22 protein-coding genes and 2 pseudogenes are annotated in these 22,421 nt (G+C 74.1%); 13 read left to right on the top strand and 11 right to left on the bottom strand.

Features of this window, described 5'->3' with window-relative positions:
- Window positions 1-266: 266 nt before the first annotated feature.
- Window positions 267-2,663 (bottom strand): ricin-type beta-trefoil lectin domain protein, encoded by a 2,397-nt coding sequence (locus tag PUR71_RS11495; RefSeq protein WP_329926715.1) that lies wholly within the window; start codon window positions 2,661-2,663, stop codon window positions 267-269.
- Window positions 2,664-2,924: 261 nt separating this feature from the next.
- Here PUR71_RS11495 and PUR71_RS11490 point away from each other — a divergent pair.
- Window positions 2,925-3,176: pseudogene (locus tag PUR71_RS11490) on the top strand (IS110 family transposase); the annotation flags it as partial.
- A 310-nt stretch (window positions 3,177-3,486) separates the two neighbouring features.
- On the opposite strand, the gene PUR71_RS11485 reads toward PUR71_RS11490, so the two are convergent.
- Entirely contained in the window at window positions 3,487-4,077 is a 591-nt protein-coding gene (locus PUR71_RS11485) for an NADPH-dependent FMN reductase (RefSeq protein WP_329926713.1), read from the bottom strand.
- A 206-nt stretch (window positions 4,078-4,283) separates the two neighbouring features.
- On the opposite strand from PUR71_RS11485, the gene PUR71_RS11480 reads away from it, so the two are divergent.
- Together PUR71_RS11480 and PUR71_RS11475 are read left to right on the top strand one after the other, a co-directional pair.
- Window positions 4,284-5,315: an AraC family transcriptional regulator ligand-binding domain-containing protein gene (locus tag PUR71_RS11480; RefSeq protein ID WP_329926710.1), complete on the top strand. Its 1,032-nt coding sequence runs from the start codon at window positions 4,284-4,286 to the stop codon at window positions 5,313-5,315.
- 184 nt (window positions 5,316-5,499) lie between these two features.
- Window positions 5,500-6,231 carry an alpha/beta fold hydrolase gene (locus PUR71_RS11475; RefSeq protein ID WP_329926709.1) on the top strand — a complete coding sequence of 244 codons (732 nt, stop codon included), beginning with the start codon at window positions 5,500-5,502 and terminating at the stop codon, window positions 6,229-6,231.
- A gap of 11 nt (window positions 6,232-6,242) precedes the next feature.
- On the opposite strand, the gene PUR71_RS11470 is transcribed toward PUR71_RS11475, so the two are convergent.
- The gene (locus tag PUR71_RS11470; RefSeq protein WP_329926708.1) at window positions 6,243-6,404 is read right to left on the bottom strand and encodes a hypothetical protein; all 162 of its coding nucleotides are present in this window, start codon (window positions 6,402-6,404) and stop codon (window positions 6,243-6,245) included.
- A 70-nt stretch (window positions 6,405-6,474) separates the two neighbouring features.
- Window positions 6,475-7,110, bottom strand: a complete 636-nt coding sequence (locus PUR71_RS11465) for a TetR/AcrR family transcriptional regulator (RefSeq protein WP_329926706.1) — start codon at window positions 7,108-7,110, stop codon at window positions 6,475-6,477.
- Between PUR71_RS11465 and PUR71_RS11460 the strand changes: the two are divergent.
- Window positions 7,042-7,839, top strand: a pseudogene (locus tag PUR71_RS11460) (NADP-dependent oxidoreductase); the annotation flags it as partial. The gene PUR71_RS11465 and the pseudogene PUR71_RS11460 overlap by 69 nt on opposite strands.
- A 621-nt stretch (window positions 7,840-8,460) precedes the next feature.
- Here PUR71_RS11460 and PUR71_RS11455 read toward each other — a convergent pair.
- From PUR71_RS11455 to PUR71_RS11445, 3 genes are read right to left on the bottom strand one after another with little or no spacing between them, the layout of a single operon-like run.
- Window positions 8,461-9,216, bottom strand: a complete 756-nt coding sequence (locus PUR71_RS11455; protein ID WP_329926705.1) for an amino acid ABC transporter ATP-binding protein — start codon at window positions 9,214-9,216, stop codon at window positions 8,461-8,463.
- Window positions 9,209-9,991 carry an amino acid ABC transporter permease gene (locus PUR71_RS11450; RefSeq protein ID WP_329926703.1) on the bottom strand — a complete coding sequence of 261 codons (783 nt, stop codon included), beginning with the start codon at window positions 9,989-9,991 and terminating at the stop codon, window positions 9,209-9,211. The genes PUR71_RS11455 and PUR71_RS11450 overlap by 8 nt, the downstream gene beginning before the upstream one ends.
- A 42-nt stretch (window positions 9,992-10,033) precedes the next feature.
- Complete coding sequence (locus PUR71_RS11445) at window positions 10,034-10,891, bottom strand: ABC transporter substrate-binding protein (RefSeq protein WP_329926701.1); 858 nt, start codon at window positions 10,889-10,891, stop codon at window positions 10,034-10,036.
- A gap of 475 nt (window positions 10,892-11,366) precedes the next feature.
- On the opposite strand from PUR71_RS11445, the gene PUR71_RS11440 reads away from it, so the two are divergent.
- Together PUR71_RS11440 and PUR71_RS11435 are read left to right on the top strand one after the other, a co-directional pair.
- A complete protein-coding gene (locus PUR71_RS11440; RefSeq protein WP_329926699.1) occupies window positions 11,367-12,188 on the top strand; it encodes an alpha/beta fold hydrolase in 822 nt (273 codons plus the stop codon).
- A 396-nt stretch (window positions 12,189-12,584) separates the two neighbouring features.
- On the top strand, window positions 12,585-12,902 hold the full coding sequence (locus PUR71_RS11435) for a DUF3040 domain-containing protein (protein ID WP_329926697.1): 318 nt from the start codon (window positions 12,585-12,587) through the stop codon (window positions 12,900-12,902).
- Here the strand turns inward: PUR71_RS11435 and PUR71_RS11430 are convergent.
- Both PUR71_RS11430 and PUR71_RS11425 read right to left on the bottom strand, forming a co-directional pair.
- Window positions 12,789-14,027: an AI-2E family transporter gene (locus tag PUR71_RS11430; protein WP_329926695.1), complete on the bottom strand. Its 1,239-nt coding sequence runs from the start codon at window positions 14,025-14,027 to the stop codon at window positions 12,789-12,791. The genes PUR71_RS11435 and PUR71_RS11430 overlap by 114 nt on opposite strands.
- A gap of 64 nt (window positions 14,028-14,091) precedes the next feature.
- Window positions 14,092-14,394, bottom strand: coding sequence for a hypothetical protein (locus PUR71_RS11425; RefSeq protein ID WP_329926693.1), 303 nt, complete (start codon window positions 14,392-14,394; stop codon window positions 14,092-14,094).
- Here PUR71_RS11425 and PUR71_RS11420 point away from each other — a divergent pair.
- On the top strand, window positions 14,384-14,881 hold the full coding sequence (locus tag PUR71_RS11420) for a hypothetical protein (protein ID WP_329926691.1): 498 nt from the start codon (window positions 14,384-14,386) through the stop codon (window positions 14,879-14,881). The genes PUR71_RS11425 and PUR71_RS11420 overlap by 11 nt on opposite strands.
- On the opposite strand, the gene PUR71_RS11415 is transcribed toward PUR71_RS11420, so the two are convergent.
- On the bottom strand, window positions 14,862-15,299 hold the full coding sequence (locus PUR71_RS11415; protein WP_329926689.1) for a universal stress protein: 438 nt from the start codon (window positions 15,297-15,299) through the stop codon (window positions 14,862-14,864). The two genes, PUR71_RS11420 and PUR71_RS11415, sit on opposite strands and share 20 nt — an antisense overlap.
- A 287-nt stretch (window positions 15,300-15,586) precedes the next feature.
- On the opposite strand from PUR71_RS11415, the gene PUR71_RS11410 reads away from it, so the two are divergent.
- The 5 genes from PUR71_RS11410 (at window position 15,587) to PUR71_RS11390 (ending at window position 20,252) form a co-directional block, all read left to right on the top strand.
- Window positions 15,587-16,591: a DUF4129 domain-containing protein gene (locus PUR71_RS11410; protein WP_329926687.1), complete on the top strand. Its 1,005-nt coding sequence runs from the start codon at window positions 15,587-15,589 to the stop codon at window positions 16,589-16,591.
- On the top strand, window positions 16,588-17,118 hold the full coding sequence (locus PUR71_RS11405) for a hypothetical protein (RefSeq protein ID WP_329926685.1): 531 nt from the start codon (window positions 16,588-16,590) through the stop codon (window positions 17,116-17,118). Before PUR71_RS11410 ends, PUR71_RS11405 begins: the two co-directional genes overlap by 4 nt.
- Window positions 17,119-17,212: 94 nt before the next feature.
- Complete coding sequence (locus PUR71_RS11400) at window positions 17,213-18,241, top strand: AAA family ATPase (RefSeq protein WP_329926683.1); 1,029 nt, start codon at window positions 17,213-17,215, stop codon at window positions 18,239-18,241.
- Window positions 18,238-19,605 (top strand): DUF58 domain-containing protein, encoded by a 1,368-nt coding sequence (locus tag PUR71_RS11395; protein ID WP_329926681.1) that lies wholly within the window; start codon window positions 18,238-18,240, stop codon window positions 19,603-19,605. Before PUR71_RS11400 ends, PUR71_RS11395 begins: the two co-directional genes overlap by 4 nt.
- On the top strand, window positions 19,602-20,252 hold the full coding sequence (locus PUR71_RS11390) for a hypothetical protein (RefSeq protein ID WP_329926679.1): 651 nt from the start codon (window positions 19,602-19,604) through the stop codon (window positions 20,250-20,252). The genes PUR71_RS11395 and PUR71_RS11390 overlap by 4 nt, the downstream gene beginning before the upstream one ends.
- A gap of 7 nt (window positions 20,253-20,259) precedes the next feature.
- On the opposite strand, the gene PUR71_RS11385 is transcribed toward PUR71_RS11390, so the two are convergent.
- Complete coding sequence (locus PUR71_RS11385; protein WP_329926678.1) at window positions 20,260-21,744, bottom strand: helix-turn-helix domain-containing protein; 1,485 nt, start codon at window positions 21,742-21,744, stop codon at window positions 20,260-20,262.
- 334 nt (window positions 21,745-22,078) lie between these two features.
- Between PUR71_RS11385 and PUR71_RS11380 the strand changes: the two genes are divergently transcribed.
- Window positions 22,079-22,216 (top strand): hypothetical protein, encoded by a 138-nt coding sequence (locus tag PUR71_RS11380; protein ID WP_329926676.1) that lies wholly within the window; start codon window positions 22,079-22,081, stop codon window positions 22,214-22,216.
- The last annotated feature ends 205 nt before the right edge of the window (window positions 22,217-22,421 follow it).

Below are 22,421 nucleotides of genomic sequence, written 5' to 3'. Positions count from 1 at the left end.
CCCCCGGGGGCCGGGGGGGGGGGGGCCGGGGGCGCGCGGGCCGGGGGGGGGGGGGGGGGTTCTCGAGCGGGGGGCGCCCGGCGGCCGGCTCAGGGGGGCGGGGGGGCGGGGCGCGGGGGGGGGGGGGCCACGGCCGGCCTCCCGCACGTCGGCACACTCGACGACGCCCGCCACCTGGGCGTGCTGCGCGCCGCCGCTCTACCCGCGCACCGACGCCGAGCACCAGGCCGACGGCACGTACGGACGGCTGGGCCGCCCGGCGTCGGCTACGGCAGGGTCCAGCGCTGGTTGTCCCCGGCGTTGCAGTCCCAGATCTCAAGCCGGGTGCCGTCGGAGGTGGCGAAGGCGGGGTCGTCGAGGCAGCGGCCGGACTGGGTGCTCGTCAGGGTGCCGTCCGGTCGGGGTGTCCACTGCTGGTTGGCGCCGGCGTTGCAGTCCCACAGCTCGACGGGCGTGCCGTTGACGACGCCCTGGCCGGTGACGTCGAGGCACTTGCCGCCGTGGGTGAGGGTGCCGTTGGCGAAGGTCCAGATCTGTGAGCCGCCGCCGTTGCAGGTCCACAGCTGGACCCTGGTGCCGTTGGCGGTCGCGTCGCCGGCGTCGTCGACGCACCTGCCGGGCAGGGCGGAGGCGATCGGGCCGGTGTGCGCGGACGGCGTGCCGGGAGTGAGGGAGAAGTTGTCGAACTGCTCGGTCTGGTAGCCGGTCACGCCGAGGCCGGCCTGTCCGTTGGTGTAGGCGGTGTCGGTGGCGCTGCCCAGGGTGGTGCCGTCGACGGCCGCCGTGAGGGTCGAGTCCTGGAGGGTGAGGCTGACGGTGTGCCAGCGGCCGGTGCCGAGCGCGGTGGTGGTGCCGCCGGCCAGGGTGGTCCAGGTCCACGTGGTGTCGCTGCGGTCGATGGACCACGCCCCGCCGTCGCTGACGCGCAGGTGGTAGGCGTTGAGGCCGTTGTTGTTGCGGCCCTGCTGGTTGACGCGGCCGAGCAGTTCCACGGTGCCGCTCTGCTCGAACAGCGTGTCCGCGCTGACGGTGTAGTTGCCCCAGCCGCCGTCGCCCATGATCGTGTACGGCGCGTTGTACGACTCGTCGGTCCAGCGGATCGGGGTCGTCGCGGCCATCTGGCGCAGGCACGTGCCGGCCCGGCCGCTGCCGCAGGGGACGGTCTGGAAGGCGCCGTTCATGTCGGTGAAGTACCGGGGCGAGGTGGTCGTGGCGGGCGTCTCGAAGCCGTCGGCGTAGGGCAGCGGGAGCGCGGCGCGCGCGGGCGGGGTGGCCGTGCCCTTGCCCTGGCCGGTGGTGGTCGTGACGGTGTAGACGCGGCCGGGCTGGAGGGTCAGGGTGTACGAGCCGCCGGAGGGTGTGACGTCCTGCTGGTGGACGAACCAGTCGGCCGGGGAGGCCGACCGGAGGTCGGTGGCCCACACGTGCACCTGTCCGGTGGGCAGGCCGCCGGCGACGGTGAAGGACGCGGTCTGGGCGGCGGTGGCGTCCACGGTCTCGATGACCGTGCTGTAGGCCGAGTCGTCCGGTGCCTTCAGGGTGACGTAGCTGCCGTTGGTCCGCTTCCCGGCGAGGTAGCCGCTCGCCGCGTCGACGTAGTGCCAGCCCGGCTGGGCGAACTGGGTGGTGTGCGCGGTGACCCAGGTCGTCCGGCCGATGCCGTAGTTGCCGGACCAGGGCTGGTTCGCGACCGACATGCCGGCGGTGGCGAAGTACAGGTTCGGATAGAGCGCGGCGATGACGGGCCAGTTGAAGAAGGCGGTCATCCCGCCGTCGAGGTAGTCGCGGTTGATCGCGCGGGCCACGGCGGGCGCGCCGGTGTCGGTGTCCTCGGAGCCGTTCTCGCTGGCCCAGAGCGGCTTGCCGAGTGCCTTCGCTGACGGCGTGCTGGAACAGGTGGCGTAGTCGCCGAGGTAGCCGCAGGGGTAGTGGGTGCCGACGATGTCGACGGCGTCCCTGAACGCCGGGTCGGTGGCCATGGCGTCCGCCACGGACCAGTCGCTGTCGGCGGCGACGACCTTGGTCGCGTAGCCGTGCGCGGTGAGCGCGCTCTTGAGGCTCTCGTACCATCCCTTGTCGTAGCCGCGCTCGTTCCAGCCACCGAGGTAGTCGACGGTGAGGTGGTGCTGCGCGGCGCAGCCGAGCCAGGACATCAGGTAGCCGACGGTGTCCTGCGACCAGAAGGTGCCGCCGCCGATCCACCCGGGTGCGCCCCAGGACAGGGCGGCGATCCTGATGCCGGGGTTGCGGGCCTTGGCCTGTTCGGCGAGCCACCACTCGTAGCCCTGGTCGCAGTCGACGGTGCCTGCGGTGTGCATGTGGCTGGGTTCGGCGCCGTCGGTGGAGTTGGTGTCCCCACCGATCTCGAGCTTGAGCAACTGGAGCGAGGCGCCGTAGCCGGGCTTGAAGAGGTAGTCGAGGAGCTGGCCGCGCTGCGGTTCGGGGTAGTCGGCGAGGAGACGGGAGTTGCCCCCGCCGCCGCTGATGGCACCGACGCCGTCGAAGGCCGGGCCGGGCTTGGTGCCGTCGACGGTGATCGCCGTGGCGGGGGCGGGGGCGGGGGCGGCCTCGGCCGGAGGCGGTGCGGCCAGGGCGGTGACGACGCCGAGCAGAAGGCTCAGGACTGTGGCGAGCGCGGGGCGGCGCACTGGTGCCCGGGACATGCCGGCTCCGTAAGGTGTGAGGCGGCCCGGAGGGCCGGATGTGGCTGATGCTGGCTTGCCTTTGATGGCTCCCAAGGCGTGGCCGTCCGGCTCTCCGGGGCGCCCTGACCGCTGATTGAGATCTGCGTCCCGGTCGCTGTCTACGGAGCTGACGGCGGGGTGTTCCTCGGGCCGACGTGTGCTGATTCGGCGTGGGGAGTGTGGGATGACCGAGCGGCGGGCCCGGACCTGGGTGGGGATCGACGCGGGCAAGGGCCACCACGCCGCACCGGCAACCTGCACCGGCCCAAACGCTACAGCCGCCGCCTGCGCAGGGTGTTCTCCATGTCCGCGCAGACCAGCATCATCAAGGACGGCCCCAACCGGTACTCCTACCTCAAGAAGCGCACCGAGGGCTGCGGACACGTCCAAGCCCTCATCGCCCTGGCCCGCCACCGGGTCAACGCCCTGTGGGCCCTCCTGCGCGACGGACGAGAGTTCACCCCCGCCCAGCCGGCCGCGCAGACGGCTTGACTCGGTCATTGAAACTCCTTGGGGGCGACCCGGCCGTCCGCTGTCCGTCGGCCGGGGTGTGGGGTGGGAGGCCCTTGCGTGAACACGGCCAATATGAGGCCAGGTTGAGCGAGAGTCAACAATTACGAACAACAACTGCATGGTGTTTTGTGACTTTGGCCCGATGTCTCGTCCATGAGCAGGAAAGGGGCGGCACCCCGATGCAGGAGGTCGTTCGATTCTGTCTGATTGTGGAGGATCCTGTGTGCTCGCCCCGGGCGGCCGGGCGGCAAGGCTCCCTGCAGGGGTGCCCGGTTGCCTTCGGCGCCGGCTACCCCATCGGTCGGCCCAGGGCCTCGGTGCCGGTGATCTTGCGCTGGAGTGCGCCGAGGAGGTCCTGGAGCAGCGCGACGGTGCCCTCGTCGACGAGGTTGCCCGCCTCGTCGAACCGTTCGTGCGAGCGGAAGACGATGACCTCGGGCTTGACCACGACGTCGGTGTGCGTCCACACGAACACCTGCCGCAGCGCGAGCTGGGCCCGGACCGAACCGAAGTTGGTCGGTGCGGCGCCCAGGATCGCCGTCGGCTTCCGCTGGAGCGGCAGGCCCTCGGACTTGCTCCAGTCGGTGCTGACCCAGTCGATCGCGTTCTTCAGGACGCCGGGGACGGAGTAGTTGAACTCCGGTGTGGCGATGAGGAGTCCGTCGGCCGCGGTGATGCGGTCGCGCAGCTCCTGCACGACGGTGGGCCGGGCCCCGGGGCTGTCCTGGTCGAAGTCGTAGGGCGGGATCTCCCGCAGGCGGTCGTAGACGTCGATGTCCAGGCCGGCCGGGCCGAGCTTCCGGGCGGCGTGCAGCAGCGCGGTGTTGTGCGACTTCGCGCGCAGGCTGCCGGAGATGGCGAGGATCTTCAGGTCGGTCATGCTGCGGTCCTTCCTCGGGGGCGGAGGGGAGCCGGTCGGTTCCCGGTGACGACCGTAGGCGCGGTACCGAGAGCCGGCGGGAGTCCGGACGTGCCACGAGGGGGACCATCGGTGCCAGGGGGGACCGTACGTGCCAGGAGGGGGACCGATCCCGCCCGATGGGCCCGGCGGCCTTGCCAACTGGCGTTCTATTAGACTCGCGCCCCGTGCACAGAGACACGGTTCCCGCTCACCTGGTGCGGCTCGTCCGCAACAGCGCGCTCCGACTCGGGATAGCCCCGCAGGAGATCGCGCTGGCCACCGGGCTGGAACCGGGCGCTCTCACCGACGACCTGGCGCGGGTCCCCACCGCCGCGATCAACCGGATCTGGGAGCTGATCTTCGTTCAGGGCGGCGAGGGGGTCGGCCTCCTGGTCGCCGGGAACGTCCCCCTGGGCAGCCTGCACGCCTGGGACTACCTGGTCACGAGCGCCCCCACGCTGGCCGAGGGCCTGCGGGAGGGGGCCCGGTGGATCAGCGCGCTGACCGATCCCGCGGTCTCGCTCGACGTGGTGGAGGACGGCCGGCACCTCACCCTGAACTACAACGGACTGCCGTACCGGGACGGGATCGACCGCGAGATCAGCGTCTTCGCCCTGGCCACGTTCCTGCAGCGGATGCGCGAGGCCGGCGGCGGCGCGGCGGGACCGGTCAGGGTGGCGTTCGCCCACCCGGCGCCGCCCCGGCACGGTGGCCTGGTCGACGCCTTCGGCACCGCCCGCATCGACTTCGACCAGCCCACCAACTCGATCGTCCTCCTGGACGCCGGGCAGGAGACCCCGTCCGCGGACCCGGAGCTGGCCCGCATCATGCGGCGCTACGTCGAGACGGGCCTGGCCTCGGCCAGACCGGTGGCGGACTGGCGCACCACGTTCCGCGCCGCCCTCGCCGACGCCCTGGCCGACGACGTGCTATCGCTGGAACGCGTCGCCTGCCGACTCGCGGTGAGCCCCCGGACCCTGCAGCGCCGGCTCGGCGACCACGGCACGACGTGGCGCGAGGAGATCGACGCGGTCCGCCACGAACGGGCCGCCTACCTGCTCCGCGACACCCGGCTCCCCGTCCAGTCGATCGCAGCCCGCCTCGGCTACGCCGATCCGCGGGCGCTGCGCAGGGCCTTCCAGCGCTGGACCGGTCACACCCCGGACGCCTACCGGAAGTCCGCAGCCCTGCCTGCGACGAGCGGCGACGGCGGCTGACCGCCCGGAGGCGTCCCGCCGGCCACCGTGGCGCGAGGTGTCCCCCTCTTGGCGCCCCGAGCCAGTCGCCCCACGTGGCGGCCGGACCTAGCGTTCCACGGACGGCGCAGAGATCGACGGCCCTCTTCGGACCGTGGTCCGGCCCAGCCCTGGGACGCCGCTCCACCCTCGGAGGGATCCGCCCATGACCACGTTCGTTCTCGTCCCCGGTGCGTTCCGCGGCGGCTGGTGGTACGAGCCGCTCGCCGGTGAACTGCGACTGCACGGCCATCAGGTCCATGCGCTCACACTGACCGGCCTCGGTGCCCGGCGGCACCTGTCGACCGCCGTCGTGAACCTGGACACCCACATCCAGGACGTCGTGTCGCTCCTGGAGGCGGAACGGATCGAGGCCGCGGTGCTGGTCGGTCACGGCTACGGCGGGATGCCCGTCACCGGCGCGGCCGACCGCCTGCCGGAGCGGGTCGACACCCTGGTCTACCTGGACGCCTTCGTGCCCGGCGACGGGGACTCCGCCTGGAGCCTGAGCCCGGAACCGCGGCAGCGGCGGCTCCTCGCCGGCGTCGGAACGGACGGCGCCACGCTGACCCCGCCGCCCGTGCTCCTGGGCGACCCCCGGATCGCGCCCCACCCGCTGGCCGCCTACCTCCAGCGGATCCGCCTCACCGGAGCCCAGGAGCGGGTGCGGCAGCGGGACTACATCCACCTGTCCGAATCCGCGGAGACGCCGATCACTCCCTTCCGCGGAGGTCCCTGCCGAGACGACGGATGGACCGTCCACACGCTGCCGACGGGGCACGACGTCATGTCCGAGGCCCCTGACGACCTGCTGGAGATCCTGCTCACCATCGGCGAACCACCCCGCCCGGCAGGCCGCCGCTGCCAACGCTGGACCCGCCCCCGCGCAACCGTCTGAGCCCGTTGCGGCTATCGGCGGACAACCGGCCACTGGGCCGGGCCGGCCAGGTCGGCCGTGACCTGGACCAGGTGGTCGACGGTCCGATCCGCCGACGGTGCCGGAGCGGACTCCCGCTTGATGAGTGCTTCCGTCGTGCCGAGGAGGACGGCCCCGGGGCGGCCTCTGGTCAACCGGTTGGACCGAAGTGGCGTCACTGGCGGGCCGATTGACGGTTTCCTGTGCGGTCGTGCGGTCGTGCGGTCAGGCCGCGCCAGTGGGGAGGGCGGCCCAGGCGGCCTCGATCATCCGGAAGACCTCGTCCACCGTGGCCTCCGGGTCGGCCGCCTCGCGGGCCAGCGAGAACGCGTCGATCGCGAACCTCGCGATCGCCCGGCACGCCGTCGTGGTCGGCGCCGGGCCGGGCCGGAGCTGCGAGGCGGCGGCGATGGCCGTCGCCAGCGACTCCGCATGACGCAGCCTCATCGACTCCTCGTACCCACGCAGGGCGGGCGACCCGTCGATCATGCGCCAGACCGGGGCTGCGCCGTCCGCCGTGCAGTGCCGCACCATGGCGTGGATCTCGCGCCGCAGCGCCGGGAGGAGCGACTCGTCGGGCGAGCGCTCGGTGACCGCCTTCGTGAGGCGCTGCTCGAAGTCCTCGTCCTGCTCGAAGACCAGGGCCTCCTTCGAGGCGAAGTGGGAGAAGACCGTGGTGACCGCGACGTCGGCCTCGGCGGCGACCTCTCGGATGCCGACGGCGTCGTACCCGCGCTCGAGGAAGAGCCGCAGGGCGGTGTCGGCGATCTTCCGGCGGGTCGCGGCCTTCTTGCGCTCACGGCGGCCGGTGTGAACCCCGTCGACTGGAGGATCCGCGAGGGTCAGGTGCTGGGAGCCCATCCGACCCGGCTGCCGTCCGGCGTCGGGCTGGACGCGGCCGGTGTGGTGGACGAGGTCGGGGAGGGGGTCGAAGACGTCGAGGTCGGCGACCGGGTGTTCGGCGAAGGGACCGCCACCTACGCCGAGTTCGCCGTCCTGTCGGCCTGGGTCAGGATGCCCGAGGGGCTGACGTTCGAGGAGGCGGCCGGATACCCCTCCGTGGTCGAGACCGCGCTGCGCGTCATCCGCGAGGTCGGCGTGCGACCCGGGGAGACCCTGCTGGTCAGCGGCGCGTCCGGGGGAGTGGGATCGGCGGTCCTGCAGATCGCCCGCGAGCGCGGCATCGCGGTCGTCGGCACGGCCGGCGCCGCGAACCAGGACTACCTGCGCGGCCTGGGCGCCGCCGCCACGACGTACGGTCCGGGCTGGGTCGAGCGGGTGCGGCGGCTCGGCCCGGTCGACGCGGCGCTCGACCTGGCCGGCTCCGGCGTGATCCGCGAACTCGTCGAACTGACGGGGGATCCGCGGAAGGTGGTGTCCATCGCCGACCTCGCCGCGCCGGAGTTCGGCGTCCGGTTCTCCGGCGTGGCCGGGAGCGTGCCGGACGCGCTCGCCGCGGCCGTCGACCTCATCTCGCGGGGGCGGCTCCACATCCCGGTGGACAAGGCGTACCCCCTCGCCGAGGCCGCCGCCGCGCACGCGGACAGCCGGGCGGGGCACGCGCGCGGGCGCCGGGTCCTGGTCGTCTGAGGCAGGCGCCCCGCTGGGTCGGGTCCCGCTGATCGGGGCGCTTGACGTCAAGCCAACTCCACGTATCGGACTGCACGACATGCCGGAGAACACCGCGGTCACCGACGACCCGACCGACCCCCCAGCAGACCGCCTGGCCGGCGGCGCCGCCGGTGCGACCGTGGTCGGGATCGGGGAGTCCACGCGCTTCTCACGCGAGACCTTCGAGGTGCGGGACCGGCTGTTCCGCCGGCTCGTCCGGGACCACGGCTTCCGCGCGCTGGCCGTCCAGGCCGACGCGGGCGCCGCCACGGCCCTCGACGCCTACGTCAACGGCGGCGAGGGCTCGGCCGCGTCCGCGCTGGCCGGCGGCCCGCGTCGTCAGCGGTGTCTACACCCCGGAGCGCGACGCCGCCGAGCACCTGGCCGTCGCCTCCCTGGCCGAGGCCTTCGACGTCCTCGTCCCCATCCGCGAGGTCTCCCTGGTGCACTGGCTGCCGTGAGGTCGCGCGCCCATCCGGCCACGACCCCGGGTGCCGCGCGGAGGACGGTCGATGCGGTGGCAGCGGGGCGGCGCATGGCGCGTCCTCCGGGGTACGTCGTCAGGCCTACTCGACTCCATTGCGGGATGCCGATGTCACGTCACAGTACGTCCGAGAGGAACGTCCTCAGTCGCGGGCTCTTCGGAGCGCCGAACACGGCCTCGGGCGAGCCGGACTCGACCACCACGCCGCCGTCCATGAACACGACGCCGTCGGCGACCTCGCGGGCGAACCCCATCTCGTGCGTGACGACGACCATCGTCATGCCGGCGCGGCCCAGGTCGGCCATCAACGCGAGGACGCCCTTGACGAGTTCCGGGTCCAGCGCGGAGGTCGCCTCGTCGAAGAGCATGACCTGAGGATCCATCGCCAGGGCCCGGGCGATCGCGACTCGCTGCTGCTGCCCGCCCGAGAGCCGGCCCGGACGGACGTCGGCCTTGTGGCGCAGCCCGACCAGGTCCAGCCGGCGGAGGGCGGCCTCGGTCGCGTCCTCGCGGGAGAGGCCCTTGAGCCTGCGCAGGGGGAGCGTGAGGTTGCGCAGGACGCTCAGGTGCGGGAAGAGGTTGAACTGCTGGAACACCATGCCGACTTGGCGGCGCAGCTGGTCGGCGTCGCGGTGCAGTACGCTCTCGCCGTCGAGCAGGATGTCGCCGCGGTGGGGTTCCACCAGGCGGTTGACGGCGCGCAGGAGCGTCGACTTGCCGGAGCCGGACGGTCCGATCACGCAGAGGGTGTGGCCCCGGGGGACGTCCAGGTCGACGCCGCGCAGGACGGGGTTGCCGCCGAGGGACAGGTGGAGGTCGCGGGTCGCCAGGCTGACGGGCGAGTAGGTGGGGGTGGGTCGCTCGTCAGGCACGGGTCGCTCCCTCGGGCGTGCGCTTCGGCAGTGGTTCCGGCGTGGGTGCCTCGGCCGTCGGCTCGACGACCCGGCGCCCGTCGCGCAGACGGCGGTCGATCACGTTGACCACGTGCGTGAGCGGCACGGTGAGCAGCAGGTAGAACAGCCCGGCGAGGACGAGCGCGGACTCGTTGCCCGTGGTCGCGGCGGCGTCCTGGCCGATGCGGAAGAGGTCCCGCTGACCGGTCGTGAGCCCGAGGAAGTAGATCAGGCTGGAGTCCTTGATGAGCGCGATGAGCTGGTTCACCCACGCGGGCAGGACACGCCTGATCCCGAGCGGGACGATGATCAGCCGCATCGCGGCCGCGTACCCGAAGCCGAGCGCGCGGGCGGCCTCCAGCTGGCCCGCCTCCACGCTCTGGATGCCCGAGCGGAAGATCTCGCCGAAGTAGGCGGCGGCGATCAGCGAGAGCGCGAGGATCCCCAGCGGGTACGGGTCGGGGCCCCAGATCTGAAGTCCCTGCGGGGCCAGCCCCACGCCGATCAGCAGGATGCTGACCGCGGCGGGCAGGCCGCGGAACACGTCGGTGTAGGCGCGGGCCGGCCACCGCAGCCAGCGGGTCCGGGAGATCCCGGCCACGGCCAGCAGGAGGCCGAGAACGGTGCCGACGGCGGCCGAAGTGGCGGCGAGGATCAGCGTGTTGGGGATGCCGGTGGTGAGCAGGTCGGAGATCGCCTCGCGCATCGATCCCCAGTTGAAGAACGTCTGCGCCAGCGTGCCCAGCTGGTCCACGTCGGTCTCCTGTCGGGTCGGGGGTTTCGGTACGGCGGCAGGTCAGGGCGTGGTGGTCGCGCTCGCCGTCGACTGGCCGGCCCCACCGCTGCCGGGCCGGAAGCCGTCCGGCACGGGACGGCCCGGGTAGTACTGGTCCTGGAGGCGCTTCCAGGTCCCGTCCGCGATCACCTCGTCGAGGCCCTTGTTCAGCGCGGCGAGCAACTGCGGCCGGTCCGGCGCGACGGCGAACGCGGTCGGCGAGGGGCTGAGCTGCTTCTGGACCAGCACCACCTTGCCGCCGCTGTCGCCGGCGCTCTTCTCGCCGATCTCGGCGGGCGAGATCCAGGCCTCGGCGGTGCCCGTCTTCAGCTGGTTGAGTGCGCTGTTGTAGTCCGGGACACGCACCGGGTTGAGATTGCGCTTGGTGGCGTAGTCGTCCTGGACGGTGCCCTGGACGACGACGACCCGCTTGCCCGTCAGCTGGTCGAAGCCCGTGAGGGGCGACCCCGCGGGCACGTCGAGCCCGAAGTAGCCGAAGTCGTAGCCGTTCGTGAACGCGACCGTCTTCTTGCGCGCTTCGGTGACGGTGATGGACGAACTGCCCACGTCGAACTTGTGGTTGGCGACCTGCGACAGCAGGGCCGAGAAGTCGGTCGATGCGAACTGCGCCTTCAGGCCGGCCTTGGCGGCGACGGCGGCGAAGAGGTCGTTGTCGAAACCGGTGAACGTGCCGTCCTTGAGGTAGACGTTCGGCGGCGCGTCCGAGAGCGTGCCGACGTGGAGCGTGCCCGGCTCGGCGAGCTGGTACGGGTTGTCGGCGGACGTGGCGCCGGATGACGCGCTGCTGCCGCACGCGGTGAGGGGCACGAGGGAGACGAGGGCGGCGAGGGCGGCGACGAGGACCCGGCGCGGGCGCATGGTGGCTCCAGAAAGGCGGTGACGGTGAAGGGGACGACGGACGGCGGTGAGCGGTGCCGGGACGGCAGACCCGCCCTGGTCAGGCCGGGTGTGGGTGTCACCGCGTCGGTCGAACGATCGACCTGATCAATATCCGCCATGATCGTTGCCGAGGTGTTGCGGCGGTATGAAGGCTCCCGGGGAACGATCACCGGAGGCGAGGGCGCCGGAGAGTCGAGCCGGAGCGGTCCGGCCTCGACGACCAGGACGACCTCGAAGACCAGGAGAAACGGCCTGCACGGGAAGACCCGCGCCGCGGGCTGACCGGCGTGGACTTCGCGGCCCTGGACTCCTGGCTGCGGCACCGGCTCTGAGGGCGTGGCCGCGGTTCCTCGGCGCGGGGCTCCGATGGCCTCCGTATTGCCGCCCGCGTGCCGGGGTGCCTGAATGGACGGGAAACCGTCGTTCCGTAGCAGAGCGGGTGAGGAGCCGTCGCATGCCAAGGGCCAGGGTCAACGGCGTCGACCTCTCCTACGAGCTGACGGGGGACGGCGACCCGCTCGTCCTGGTCCACGGCTCCTGGGGCGACCACTTCAACTGGGTCCCCGTCCTGCCGGCCCTCGCGGAGCGGTACCGGGTGCTGGTCTACGACCGGCGCGGGCACAGCCGCAGCGAACGGCCGCCGGGGCAGGGTTCCCGGACGGAGGACGAGGACGACCTCGCGGCCCTGGTCGAGGGGCTCGGCCTCGCGCCCGCCCACGTCGCGGGGAACTTCTTCGGGGCGTCGACGGTGCTCGGCCTGGCCGCGCGGCGCCCCGAGCTGTTCCGGAGCGTGATCGCCCACGAGCCGCCGCTGATGGGGGTCGTCGCGCCGGACGCGGCGGGCGATCTCGAGCAGGTGATGCGCGACGCCCAGGAGAAGATCGACTCGGTCCTCGCGCATCTCCGCGCCGGCGAGACCTTCGAAGGCGCGTACCAGTTCGTGGAGGAGGTCGCCCTCGGCCCGGGGACGTGGGAGCGGTTCCCGGAGGAGGTCCGGGCGACCTTCCTGACGAACGCCCCGACGTTCCTCGACGAGCAGGACGATCCCGGCTGGTCGTCGCTCGCCCTCGACCGGCTGTCCGGCTACCGCGGTCCGGCCCTGCTGACCATGGGAACGGTGAGCCCGCCGTGGTTCCCGGTGATCATCGCCCGGCTCGCCGGGGTGCTGCCCCAGGCGGAGGTGAGGACGCTGGTCGGGGCCGGACACATCCCGCACGTCACCCATCCCGCGGAGTACGTGCGCAACCTGACCGGCTTCATCGACGCCCACACCTGAGCGTGTGCGGGGCGGGGCTCCGGCCGTCCCGACGGTCGTGCCGAGCGCCGTGGACGCACACCGGGCGGACGCCCGGATGTGGCCGGGCCGATCGTGATCGCACCGGTGCGGTCGCGCCGGCTTCGGATGCGCCGTGCGCCCGATGGGGCGGCCGTGGCCGGGCACACCCAGGGGGCGCACCACCATTGCGTTCAGGGGCGCGCCGAGGGCCCCGACCCGGCCCGGGCAGAGCTGAGCGGCTCGACGGCTTGCGCGCGTCGGCGTCCGGTGCTGCCGCGCTCGGGCGTCCCCGGCGTGCGCCCCGACCTGGCACGTGCCGTCCCAGCCGGTCGGTGTCAGGGACCCCGCGAACGGGCAACCGTGTGGTGGGGCGGCACGTGCTCGGAGGTGGCGGCGATGGACGGGCAGGGGCTCTCCCACCGGGAGCTGCGGATCCTGGCGGAGATGGAGGACGAGCTTCGGGCGGACGGCCGCCTCGACCGCGCCCTGCGCACGACGCGGCGCGGGCCGGGCCGGCTGCTCGTCCGCGTGCCCGCCGCCGTCCTGGCGGTTCTGCTGTCGCTGTCGGCGGGCCTGGCCCTGGTGAGCGCGGACGCGAACTCACCCGACGTCCTGGCCGCCTTCTCCGTGGTGTGGGTGCCGACGTTCGTCCTGTCGGTGGCGCGCCTGGTCGCGTGGCGGCGGGGCGTCCGGCCGCGACGGTCCGGCCGCTGACCGGTGGCGCAGTTCGTTCACCACGGCCCACGCGACCGACACCACCGGCACCGCGACCACCGCGCCCAGCACGCCCGCCAGGACGGCGCCGCCGATCACCGACAGGGCCACCACCACCGGGTGGATCCGCACCGACCAGCTCAGCACGAGCGGGTGCAGCAGGTGGCCCTCGATCTGCCCGATGACGACGATCAGCGCGAGCACGAGCAGCGCGACCACCGGACCGCGCGCCGCCAGGGCCACCAGCGCGGCGATGGCCAGCGCGATAGGCGAGCCGATCAGCGGCACGAGCGCCGCGACGAACTCCAGGACCATCAGCGGCAGCACCAGCGGCACCCGCAGCACGGCGAGCGCGATGCCCACCAGGACGGCGTTGGTCGCCGCGACGATCAGCACGCCGCGGGTGTAGCCGGCGAAGGTGTGCCAGGCCGCGCGCCCCGCCCGCTCCCACACCGGGCGGGCACGGGCGGGGAGTTGGTGCTGCGCCCAGGACCACATCCGGTCGCCGGAGTGCAGGAAGAACACCGAGCAGAACACCGCCAGCACGAACCCGGTGAGGAACTCGACGGCCCGGCTCGCGCCGCTGAGCGCGGTGTTGACGAGGGCCGAGCGGTGGGCGGTGATCCACTCGCCGATCTTCGCGCGGAGGTCGGTGACGGTGCCGGGCTTGAGGTGGAAGGGCGCCCCGGTCAGCCAGTGGTCGATCCGGCCGAGGCCGCCGCGAAGTTCGGTGCCCAGCCGGCCCCACTCGTCGGCGACGGTCGTGCCGACGAGCGCGAGGACCCCGCCGATGACCACGACGGCGCACACGAAGGCGAGCAGCACCGCCAGGGAACGCGGCAGCACCCGCGCGATCACGTCGACGAGCGGCCGCAGGACGGACGTGATGACGAGCGCCACGAACACGGCGACCATCGGCACCTGGAGCTGGGCGAGGACGATCACGACGAGGTAGGCCGCCAAACCCAGCAGGACCAGCCGCCACGCGTACCCCGCGGCGGTCCGCAGCCCGGCGGGGACCCCGTCCCCGGAAGCAGACGGCCGGCGCCGGGGCGGCGCCACCTTGGGCCGACGACTGCCGAGCGGCTCGGGACGCCGGGCCGGTCCGCCACCGTTCACTCCCACGGACCGCCTCCCTGACGTCGGCCGGGCTCCGTCCGGTCTTCGCGGGTACCCCCGCCGCGAGGTCTCAGTCCTGGAAGGTCCGTTCGTTCAGCAGGTCGAGGTTGCGGAACACCGGCGGTCCGTCGCACAGCGCCGCGGCCTGGGCGGCGAACTCCGCCGTCTCCGGGCGGTCGGAGTTCTCCATCGCCTTCTCGTAGGAGGGGAATTCGACGATGTTCAGGTAGACGTTCTCCTGGTCGCGGTCCCGCGTCTGCAGGGCCCGGGACGCGATGCGGTTGCCCGCGTTCTTCTCGACCCAGCTGTCGAGCAGGGCGTTGAACTCGTCGATGCGGGTCGTCTTGTACTCGATGATCTGGATGAAGCTCATCTGGGGGCTCCTCGTCTCGGCCGCGGGGCGGGTGGCTGTCCGCCACGTCCAGCGTCGCCCTGGCCGCCGGGCCCTGCAACGCAGACGGGTGCAGGTGGGGGCGCCGTGCCTCCGGGCCGGGGGGAAGGACAGGACGGACCAACCGGCCCTCCCCGCCCACGGCCGGGCGGCCCTGCTCCGGGGCGAGCCGGCGCCGCTGGTCCGGCGTGCGTCGTCGGACGCGCTGGACTCCCCGCAGCCGTGCGTGGCGGCCGCGGTCGGGCCCGACGCGGGGCTCGAGGGGGTCACCGGGCCCGAGTGCTGGTGGCCGGAGGACCGGAGCCGGGTGGTCACCAGCGACTACGACCCGGTGTCCACGTACGTCGGGTGCTCGGCGGAGGCGGCCGCGCTGATCCTCGCGGACGAGGGGATCGAAGCGCTGCCCGTCACCCCGGGCGCCCGCGTCGACGGCCACGCCGACGCCGGGTCTACTGCGGCCGGACGATGACCACCGGACAGCCGGCGTGCTGCGCGCAGCGCGTGCTCACCGAGCCGAGCAGGGCCCTGGTGAACCCGCTGTGGCCGTGACTGCCGACGACCAGCACCTCGGCGCCGCGCGACGCGTCCAGGAGCACGTCGGCCGGATCGCCCAGCACCATCGTCCGCCGGATCTGCACCGGCACGTCCACGCCGAGCACCTCGTCCAGTTCGTCGTGGAACCGCCGCTCGGCGAGGTCCCGGTCGAAGGAGGTGTCGACCACGGGCGCGGACCAGCCGAAGTGGCTCGGCGGTTCCCACGCGCCCACCGCGTCGACGACCCCGCCGATCAGCTCGGCGTGCCGGACCGCCCAGCGCAGCGCGGCGCGCGACGGCTGCGAGCCGTCGACGCCGACCACGACGCGGGGAACGGAGTCGTTCGCGTTCATCAGTACCGTCCTGTCGGTCGTTGTCCCGCTCGTCGTCGCCCCACCCACCACGGTGCGTGCTGCCGGACGCCGCCGCCAGTACGGCCCGGCACCCGGGTGACGGCGGTGCGGCGGCCCGGCGGGTGCCCGATCCCGGATACGGGAGGGGCCCGAAGACTGCCGGGTTCTGGCAGTGCGCGGCGATCGCGCCCTTGACACGATCTTGACGGCGTCCGAGCGCGGGCGCCGGGTGAGCGGCCTCGTACGATGTGCGGCGCGGGGCTCGCTGCGGGGGAATCGGGGGGCGCATGGACGGGGGAACGCCGCTGACCGGACGTCGGCGGAGCCGCCGGGTCCGGGGGGACACCAGGCTGACGGGCGTGCTGCTGGTCGCCGTCGGCCTGCTGACGGCCGCGGCGGCGCTGCGGCCCGACGGCGGGCTGCTCGGCACGGCCACGGCCGGACCGGTGAGCGTCGTCGGCTTCGTGGTCCTGCTCGGGATCGGCTGGGCGGTGCTCATCGGCCGGTTCGCGGTGCGGTTCCGGGAGGAGGTCCGGAGCCTCATCGGGCCGACGCCACGGGCCGAGCGGCTGCGGGAGGCGGCGATGCTGCTGCTGCCGTTGGCCGCCCTCGGGGTGCCGGCGCTGATGCTGGTGCTCAACAGCCGTACGGGCGGCCGCCAGGGCTTCGAGGCCCCAGGGCCGCTGCCGTGGCCGACCCCCGCCGCGACACCGACGCGGCCGCCGGCGAAGCACGTGGACGACGGGGCGCTGATGCTCCTGCCCGCGGCCCTGTTCGCGGTGCTGGGGTTCGCGGTGGCCGTCGCGCTCGTCGCGGTGATCGTCCTGCTGCTGCGTCAACGCCTGCGCCTGCGCCGTCGGGAGGCCCCGGTACTGCTGCCCGCAGCGCCGCCGCCGTCCCCGGAGGACGTCCTCGCCGAGGCCGTCGTGTCCGCCCGCACCGCGCTGACCGGAGACGATGCGCGGGCGGCCGTGATCGCCTGCTTCGTCGCCATGGAAGGCTCGCTGGCCGCCGCCGGCGTCACCCGGCGCGACTCGGACAGCCCGACGGAACTGGTGGAACGCGCGTTGTCCCACCGGAGCATCGACCCCGGCCGGGCACACGCGCTCACCGCGCTGTACCGGGAGGCCAGGTACTCGACGCACCCGATGGACGAGGGCCACGTGCGCCGGGCCCGAGCGGCCCTGGACGCCATCGCCGCGGTGCTCGCCGCCGCACACCCCGAGGGCACACCCGCGCCGACGCCCGCAGGCGCGACAGGCCCGGCAGGACCGACAGGACTCCGCCGATGAGGATCCCGAAGACGCGGACGCCCGCCGACCCGGCCGACGGCCTCGCCGCGCCCGGTTCCGTCCGGCACAGCCTGATCGAGCTGACCGTGACCGCCGTCCTCGCCGAACCGCTGCTCGCCCTGGTCGGCGGCCTGACCGGGGCCGGGGCCGGTGCGGTCCTGCTGACCGCCGCCGCCCTCGTCACCGCCCGGTACGTGGCCGGCGCGGGCGCCCTGGAGACGGTCCTGCGCCGCCGGCCCCGGCTGATGGAGGCGCACGAACCCGGGCTCGGCGACTGGCGCTGGACCGTCGGCCAGGCCACCGATCCCGAGGGCGACTGCAGGCCGCTGCGCACCCGCCTCCAGCGCCTGTACGCGGTACGGCTGTCGGAGGTCCACGGCCTGCGCCTGCCGGCCGACCGCGACCGGGCCGCCGAACTGGTCGGCCCCCGGCTCTGGCCCTGGGTCGACCCCGAGGCGACGGCCCCGGCCACGACCGTCCCGGCCGTAGTCCTGCGCGCCCTCGTCGACCGGCTGGAGTCCCTGTGACGGCCCGGCCGTCCTCCTGAGGCCCACGGGAGGCGGCGCACGCCGCGCGGTCCTCCGCATCCCCACCATCCACGAACAGTCCCGCAGGAGAATCATGTCCGTCCCAACCCAGGCCCCCGCAGCACTCGACGGCGAGCACACCGCGATACCGGAGCTGACCCCCAAGGAGGCCGGCGAGCGGGCCCTCGCGGTGCTCGCGGAGATCGAACGGGCCGTCGTCGGCAAGCCGGAGGCGCTGCGCCTGGTGATGCTCGCAGCCCTGGCCGGCGGCCACGTCCTGATCGAGGACCTGCCCGGGCTCGGCAAGACCCTGCTGGCGCGCTCGTTCGCGACCACCCTCGGCCTGGACTTCCGCCGGATCCAGTTCACCCCCGACCTGCTGCCCTCGGACGTCACCGGCGCCCCCTTCTACGACCGGAACACCGGCGAGATGGTGTTCCGCCCCGGCCCGCTGTTCACCCAGCTCCTGCTCGCCGACGAGATCAACCGCACCCCGCCGAAGACGCAGGCCGCGCTCCTGGAGGCGATGGCCGAGGGCCAGGTGTCCGTCGACGGCGAGACCCGCCGCCTGCCGCACCCCTTCCTGGTGATCGCCACCGCCAACCCGATCGAGTACGAGGGCACGTACGCGCTCCCGGAGGCGCAGCTCGACCGCTTCCTGCTCCGCGTGCGGATGGGCTACCTCCCCACCGCCACGGAGGCGGCGATGCTGCGCGCCCGGCTCGACCGCGCGGCGCCGGAGGCGGTGCTGGACGCCGTGAGCAGCCCGTCGCAACTGCTGGCCATGCGCGCGGCGGTGGAGCGGGTCGAGGTGGACGACGACCTGGTCGACTACGCCATCGCGCTGGTCGACGCGACCCGCAACGACCAGCAGATCCAGGTCGGCGCCTCGCCCCGCGGCGGCCTCGCGCTGATCCAGCTGGCCCGGGCGCGGGCGATGCTGGAGGGCCGCGACTACCTGACCCCGGAGGACGTCAAGGCGCTCGCCGTCCCCGCGCTGGCCCACCGCATCACCCTCGCACCGGAGTTGTGGGTGCGCCAGATCGAGGCCGACGACGTCGTCACGCGCCTGGTCGACGCAGTCCCGGCGCCGCAGACCCTGCCCCGCGCGGCCACTCCGTGAGCCGCGCGCCGCATCCGGACGGCCCCCGGCACGTCGTCGGCGCGGGGTCGGGGGCCGGCCCCCGGCACGTCGTCGGCGCCCGGCTCGTCGTCGGCCTGCCGAGCAGCCCGCCCCCGCCGCACTGGCGCGCCGCCGAACAGACGCTGCGCCTGCTCACCGTGGCCACCGCCGCGGCCGTCGCCGCGCTGCTCACCGGCCACGCGTGGCTCCTCGCCCTGGCGGCCGGGCCCGCCGTCCTGCTCGCCCTCGCCGCCCCCGGCCGCACCCGGCCGATCGAACTGTCGGCGGAAAGCACCGCCGAACCGCGCCGCTGCTTCGAGGGCGAACCCGTCACCGTGCACGTCACCGTCCGGCACGACGGCCGGACCGGCCGGCTCGACCCCACCCTGGCGCTCGGCCCCGGCGTCGTCCTGGACGCCCTCAGCGTCACCGCCACCGGCGTGGACCTGGTCGTCCACGCCGACAGCTGGGGCCGCTGGCAGCTCGGCGTCATCGACGTCGACGTCCACGACGCGGGCGGCCTGACCCGGCGCACCGTGCGCGCCGACCTCGGCACGGTGGACGTCTTCCCGGTGCCCAGCGCCGCTCACCTCACCCCGATCCCGGTCCGGCTGCCGGAGCGGATCGGCGAGCACACCACCGCGCACGAGGGCACCGGCACCGAGGTGATCGGCGTGCGCCCGCACGTGCCGGGCGAGCGGCAACGGCGCATCCACTGGCCGTCGACGACCCGCCGCGACGCCGTCCAGATCAACCAGTTCACCGCCGAGCGCGCCGCCGACGCGGTCGTCCTCCTGGACACCCTGGCCGACTTCCGCGACGCCACCACCGGCCTGCGCAGCCTCGACGAGACGCTGCGCGCCGCCACCGGGCTGACCCGCTCCTACCTGCGCCGGCACGACCGGATCGGCCTCGTCGCGGTCGGCGGAACACTGCGCTGGCTCACGGCGGGCAGCGGGGACCGGCAGTTCTACCGCATGGTGGAGAGCGTGCTCGAGGTCCGTCAGGACCGCCCGCAGCGCGGCGCCGCCGTCCCCCGCATCCCCCTGCCGGCGCTGCCCGGACACGCCCTCGTGTACGCGTTCACGCCGCTCGCCGACCAGCGGATCCTCGACCTGCTCGGCCAGGTGCGCGAACGGGGCAATCCGCTCGTCGTGGTCGAGGTCCCGGCCGGCGAACCGGCCGCGCGCCCGGACGACGAGACCGACGCCCTCGCGCTGCGCCTGTGGCACGCCGAACGCGAGGCGATGCGCTCGACCCTGCGCGGGCGCGGCATCCCGGTGGCCCGCCACACGCCGGGCGAGACCCTCGACCTGGCACTCGCGCCGCTGCTGCGACGCACGATCTCGGGAGCGGCCCGATGACCCCGACGACGCCCGTGGGCACGACGGAACCGGCAGCACCGCCCGGCGCCGTCCGGAGGGACCCGCGGCTCGAACGGGCCGTCCTGCGGGGCACCGGCGCCGCCCTGGCCCTCGCCGCCGTCGGCCTCCCCGGCGGCGGTGGCGCGACCGACCGGTTCGGGCCCGCGGCCGCGGTGGTGGCCACCGGCCTCGCGCTCTGGGCCGCACCGCCGGCGGACGACCCGCCGAGCCGGACGGCGAGCCGGCCCGCGCGCCTCACCGCGTCCCGCACGACCCTCCTCGCCTCCGGTTCGGTGGTGCTCGCCGCACTGTGCGAGCCACAGGTGTGGCAGGCGATCGCGGTGACCGTCCTCCTCACGGCCTACGTGCTGCTCCTCGACGCGTTCGGCCCGCGGCGCCGGACCGTCCGCCCGGCCGCGGCCTGCGCCGCCGTCGCCGCGTCCCTGCTCGTGCTGCCGGTGGCGTTCGCGCCGACCGGGGCGGGGGAGTGGTCGCGCCCGATCGCGCTGCTGGGTGTGGCGGCCGCGGCCTGGGGCGTGGGCCTCGGGCTGCGCCGGTCCGCGCCGGAGGCCGCGGAGAACACGGAGGCGTCCGAGGACACGGAGGCCGCGGAGGACGCGAACCGCGAGGCGGCCGCCCGGGGGTGAACCCGGCTCAGTGCTCGGCCAGTTCGAGGGCCCGCCCGGCGAGCCACAGGTCGTGGACGGACGTGGGGGAGCGGACCAGCGAGCGCTGCAGCAACTCCTCGGCCCGGGCCAGGCGTTTGCGGACGGCCGAGGGCGAGACGGACAGCGCCTCGGCCGTCGGCACGAGGCGGGCGTCCATGTGCAGCCAGGTGGCGAGCGTCTGGGCCACGGCCGTCGGCGCGTCGGGGCCGTGGAGCGGCCGGAGTTGCCGCTCGGCCCAGGCCTCGACGCGGGGCAGGGCGAGGAGGTCGTCGAGGGCGGGGGCCGGCCGGTCGTCTCCCGGCGCGTGGTCCGGGCGGTGGGCAGTGGCCGGGGCCGCCTCCAGGGCGAGCGCCAGGGCGGAACGGTCGGCGAGCCGGGCGAGGTCCAGCTGGAGCAGCTCCTGGACGGACGCCAGCCGCGCGGCCAGGGTGTTGCGGTGGATCCTCAGGTGGGCCGCGGCGCCGGAGGAGAACCGCAGCCAGGAGGCGGCCGTGGCCAGCAGTTCGGCGCCGTCCGGGTCCTGGAGCCGCCTCGGGCGGTGGAGCCGGAGGGGCGCGAGGAAGGATTCGGCCCACGCCACCGCGGCCGTCCCGATGGTGAGCGGGAGGTCCTGGTCGGAAGCGAACGTCGCGAGCCGGTCGGGGCGGTGGCGTGCCGCGGCCAGCGCGTGGAACGCCTGGGCGTAGCCGGTGACGGTCTCCCGCAGCGGCACGGCGTTGCTGACCCCGATCCGGTAACCGTGCGATTCCGAGGCCCAGGCGGGTACGGAGCCCGTCGCGGGCGCGATGACGATCATGTGGTCGCTGTAGACGGGGCACGGCACGGCCCACGCGCCCTCGCTCGACCCGGCGATCCGGTGCGCCACCTCGTCGCGCGCCCCGCGCGGACCTTCGACGACGTACACCTGCACCACTTCGGACAGCGCGGGCCGAAGCGCGCCGGAGATCTGCCGGGCGGTGGCGGTCTGACCGTTCATCAACAGCTGGAGGACCGCCTCCCGGACCCGGTCGTCCGCTGCGCGCAGGCGGCGTTGCCGGCGGCGGACGTCCTCGGCCTGCCACGCCAGCCCGAGCACGGACGCGGCGTCCGCGACGAGGGCCGGCAGCCCGGGCGGGGCCGGGCGCGGCGCGACCACCGCGAGGAGGGGCGTCTGCCCGGTGTCGTCGAGGGTCAGCACGAGGCCGGTGAGGCCGCCCTCGTCGACGGCGACGGACCGCAGGCTCCTTCCGGCGATCTCGCGCGCCCCGCGCAGGCAGAGGCCGTGCGCCGCGCTCCCGGGCGGCGGCGCGGGGGCACTGGCCGGGGTGCCGGAGCGGTTCAGCAGGAAGGCGACCGTCCCGGTGCGGTGGGCCAGCCGGCGGAGCACCTGCGCCGTCCCGCCCTTGCGGGCGGCGCGGTGCATCGCGAGGATGTCGTCCGCCCGTTCGGCCTGTCGAGCCCCGGCTGAAACCCGAGTGTTGTCGACCTTCATGCCATTCCCCCCGGAACGTTCGGTACGTCGGTTCGCACAATACACGCGGTGGTAATTCGGATGGCGGCGGGAACACTGTGCACTTCGGCACCGGACGAAGCCTTCAACTGTGCAGAAAGGCACTATTGCCCCCTTGCCGGCGGCCGTAGATTCCTTGCCGAGGCCGGGTGAGGCGAGGAGCCGGATCCGGTCTCACGGGGGAGGCTCGATTCCCTTCGGCCGGAAAGTCACGGCGGGAGCGACGGTCGGACAATGACGCCCGATCGATTTTCCCGTCTCCGCCCGACGGGTGCTTGCGTGGGCCGACCGCGCCTCATTCGAGAAAGGACGAGAGATGACCACGACGACGTACCCGCCGCACACCGCCACGACGGCCCGGCCCGGTGACCGCGGCCGGACGACCTCGGCCCACGACGGCTCGGGCTCCGGCTCCGACACCGGCTGGAACTGTCACCTCGGGGCCGGTTCCTGATCGCGCGGCATCACGCCGAGGCCCGAACCCGGCCCGGCAGGGCGGGGCCGGTGGGTTCGGACCTGGTCTCCCCTCCGCGGCGGATGATCTTCGGCGTCCGGGCCGGTCGGGCGTCCGGGCCGGTCGGGCGTCCGGGTGGGTTTCCGGGCGGCCGAATCGGATATCCGCAGTGCGGGGCGGGGACGTGCGGCCGGTACGGCGGAAG

Origin of the sequence: Streptomyces sp. SP17BM10, assembly GCF_036322405.1 — a bacterium.
Lineage (GTDB): Bacteria > Actinomycetota > Actinomycetes > Streptomycetales > Streptomycetaceae > Kitasatospora.
The sequence above is the reverse complement of the archived record's forward strand: the minus strand, read 5'-3'. Positions and strand labels throughout refer to the sequence as shown.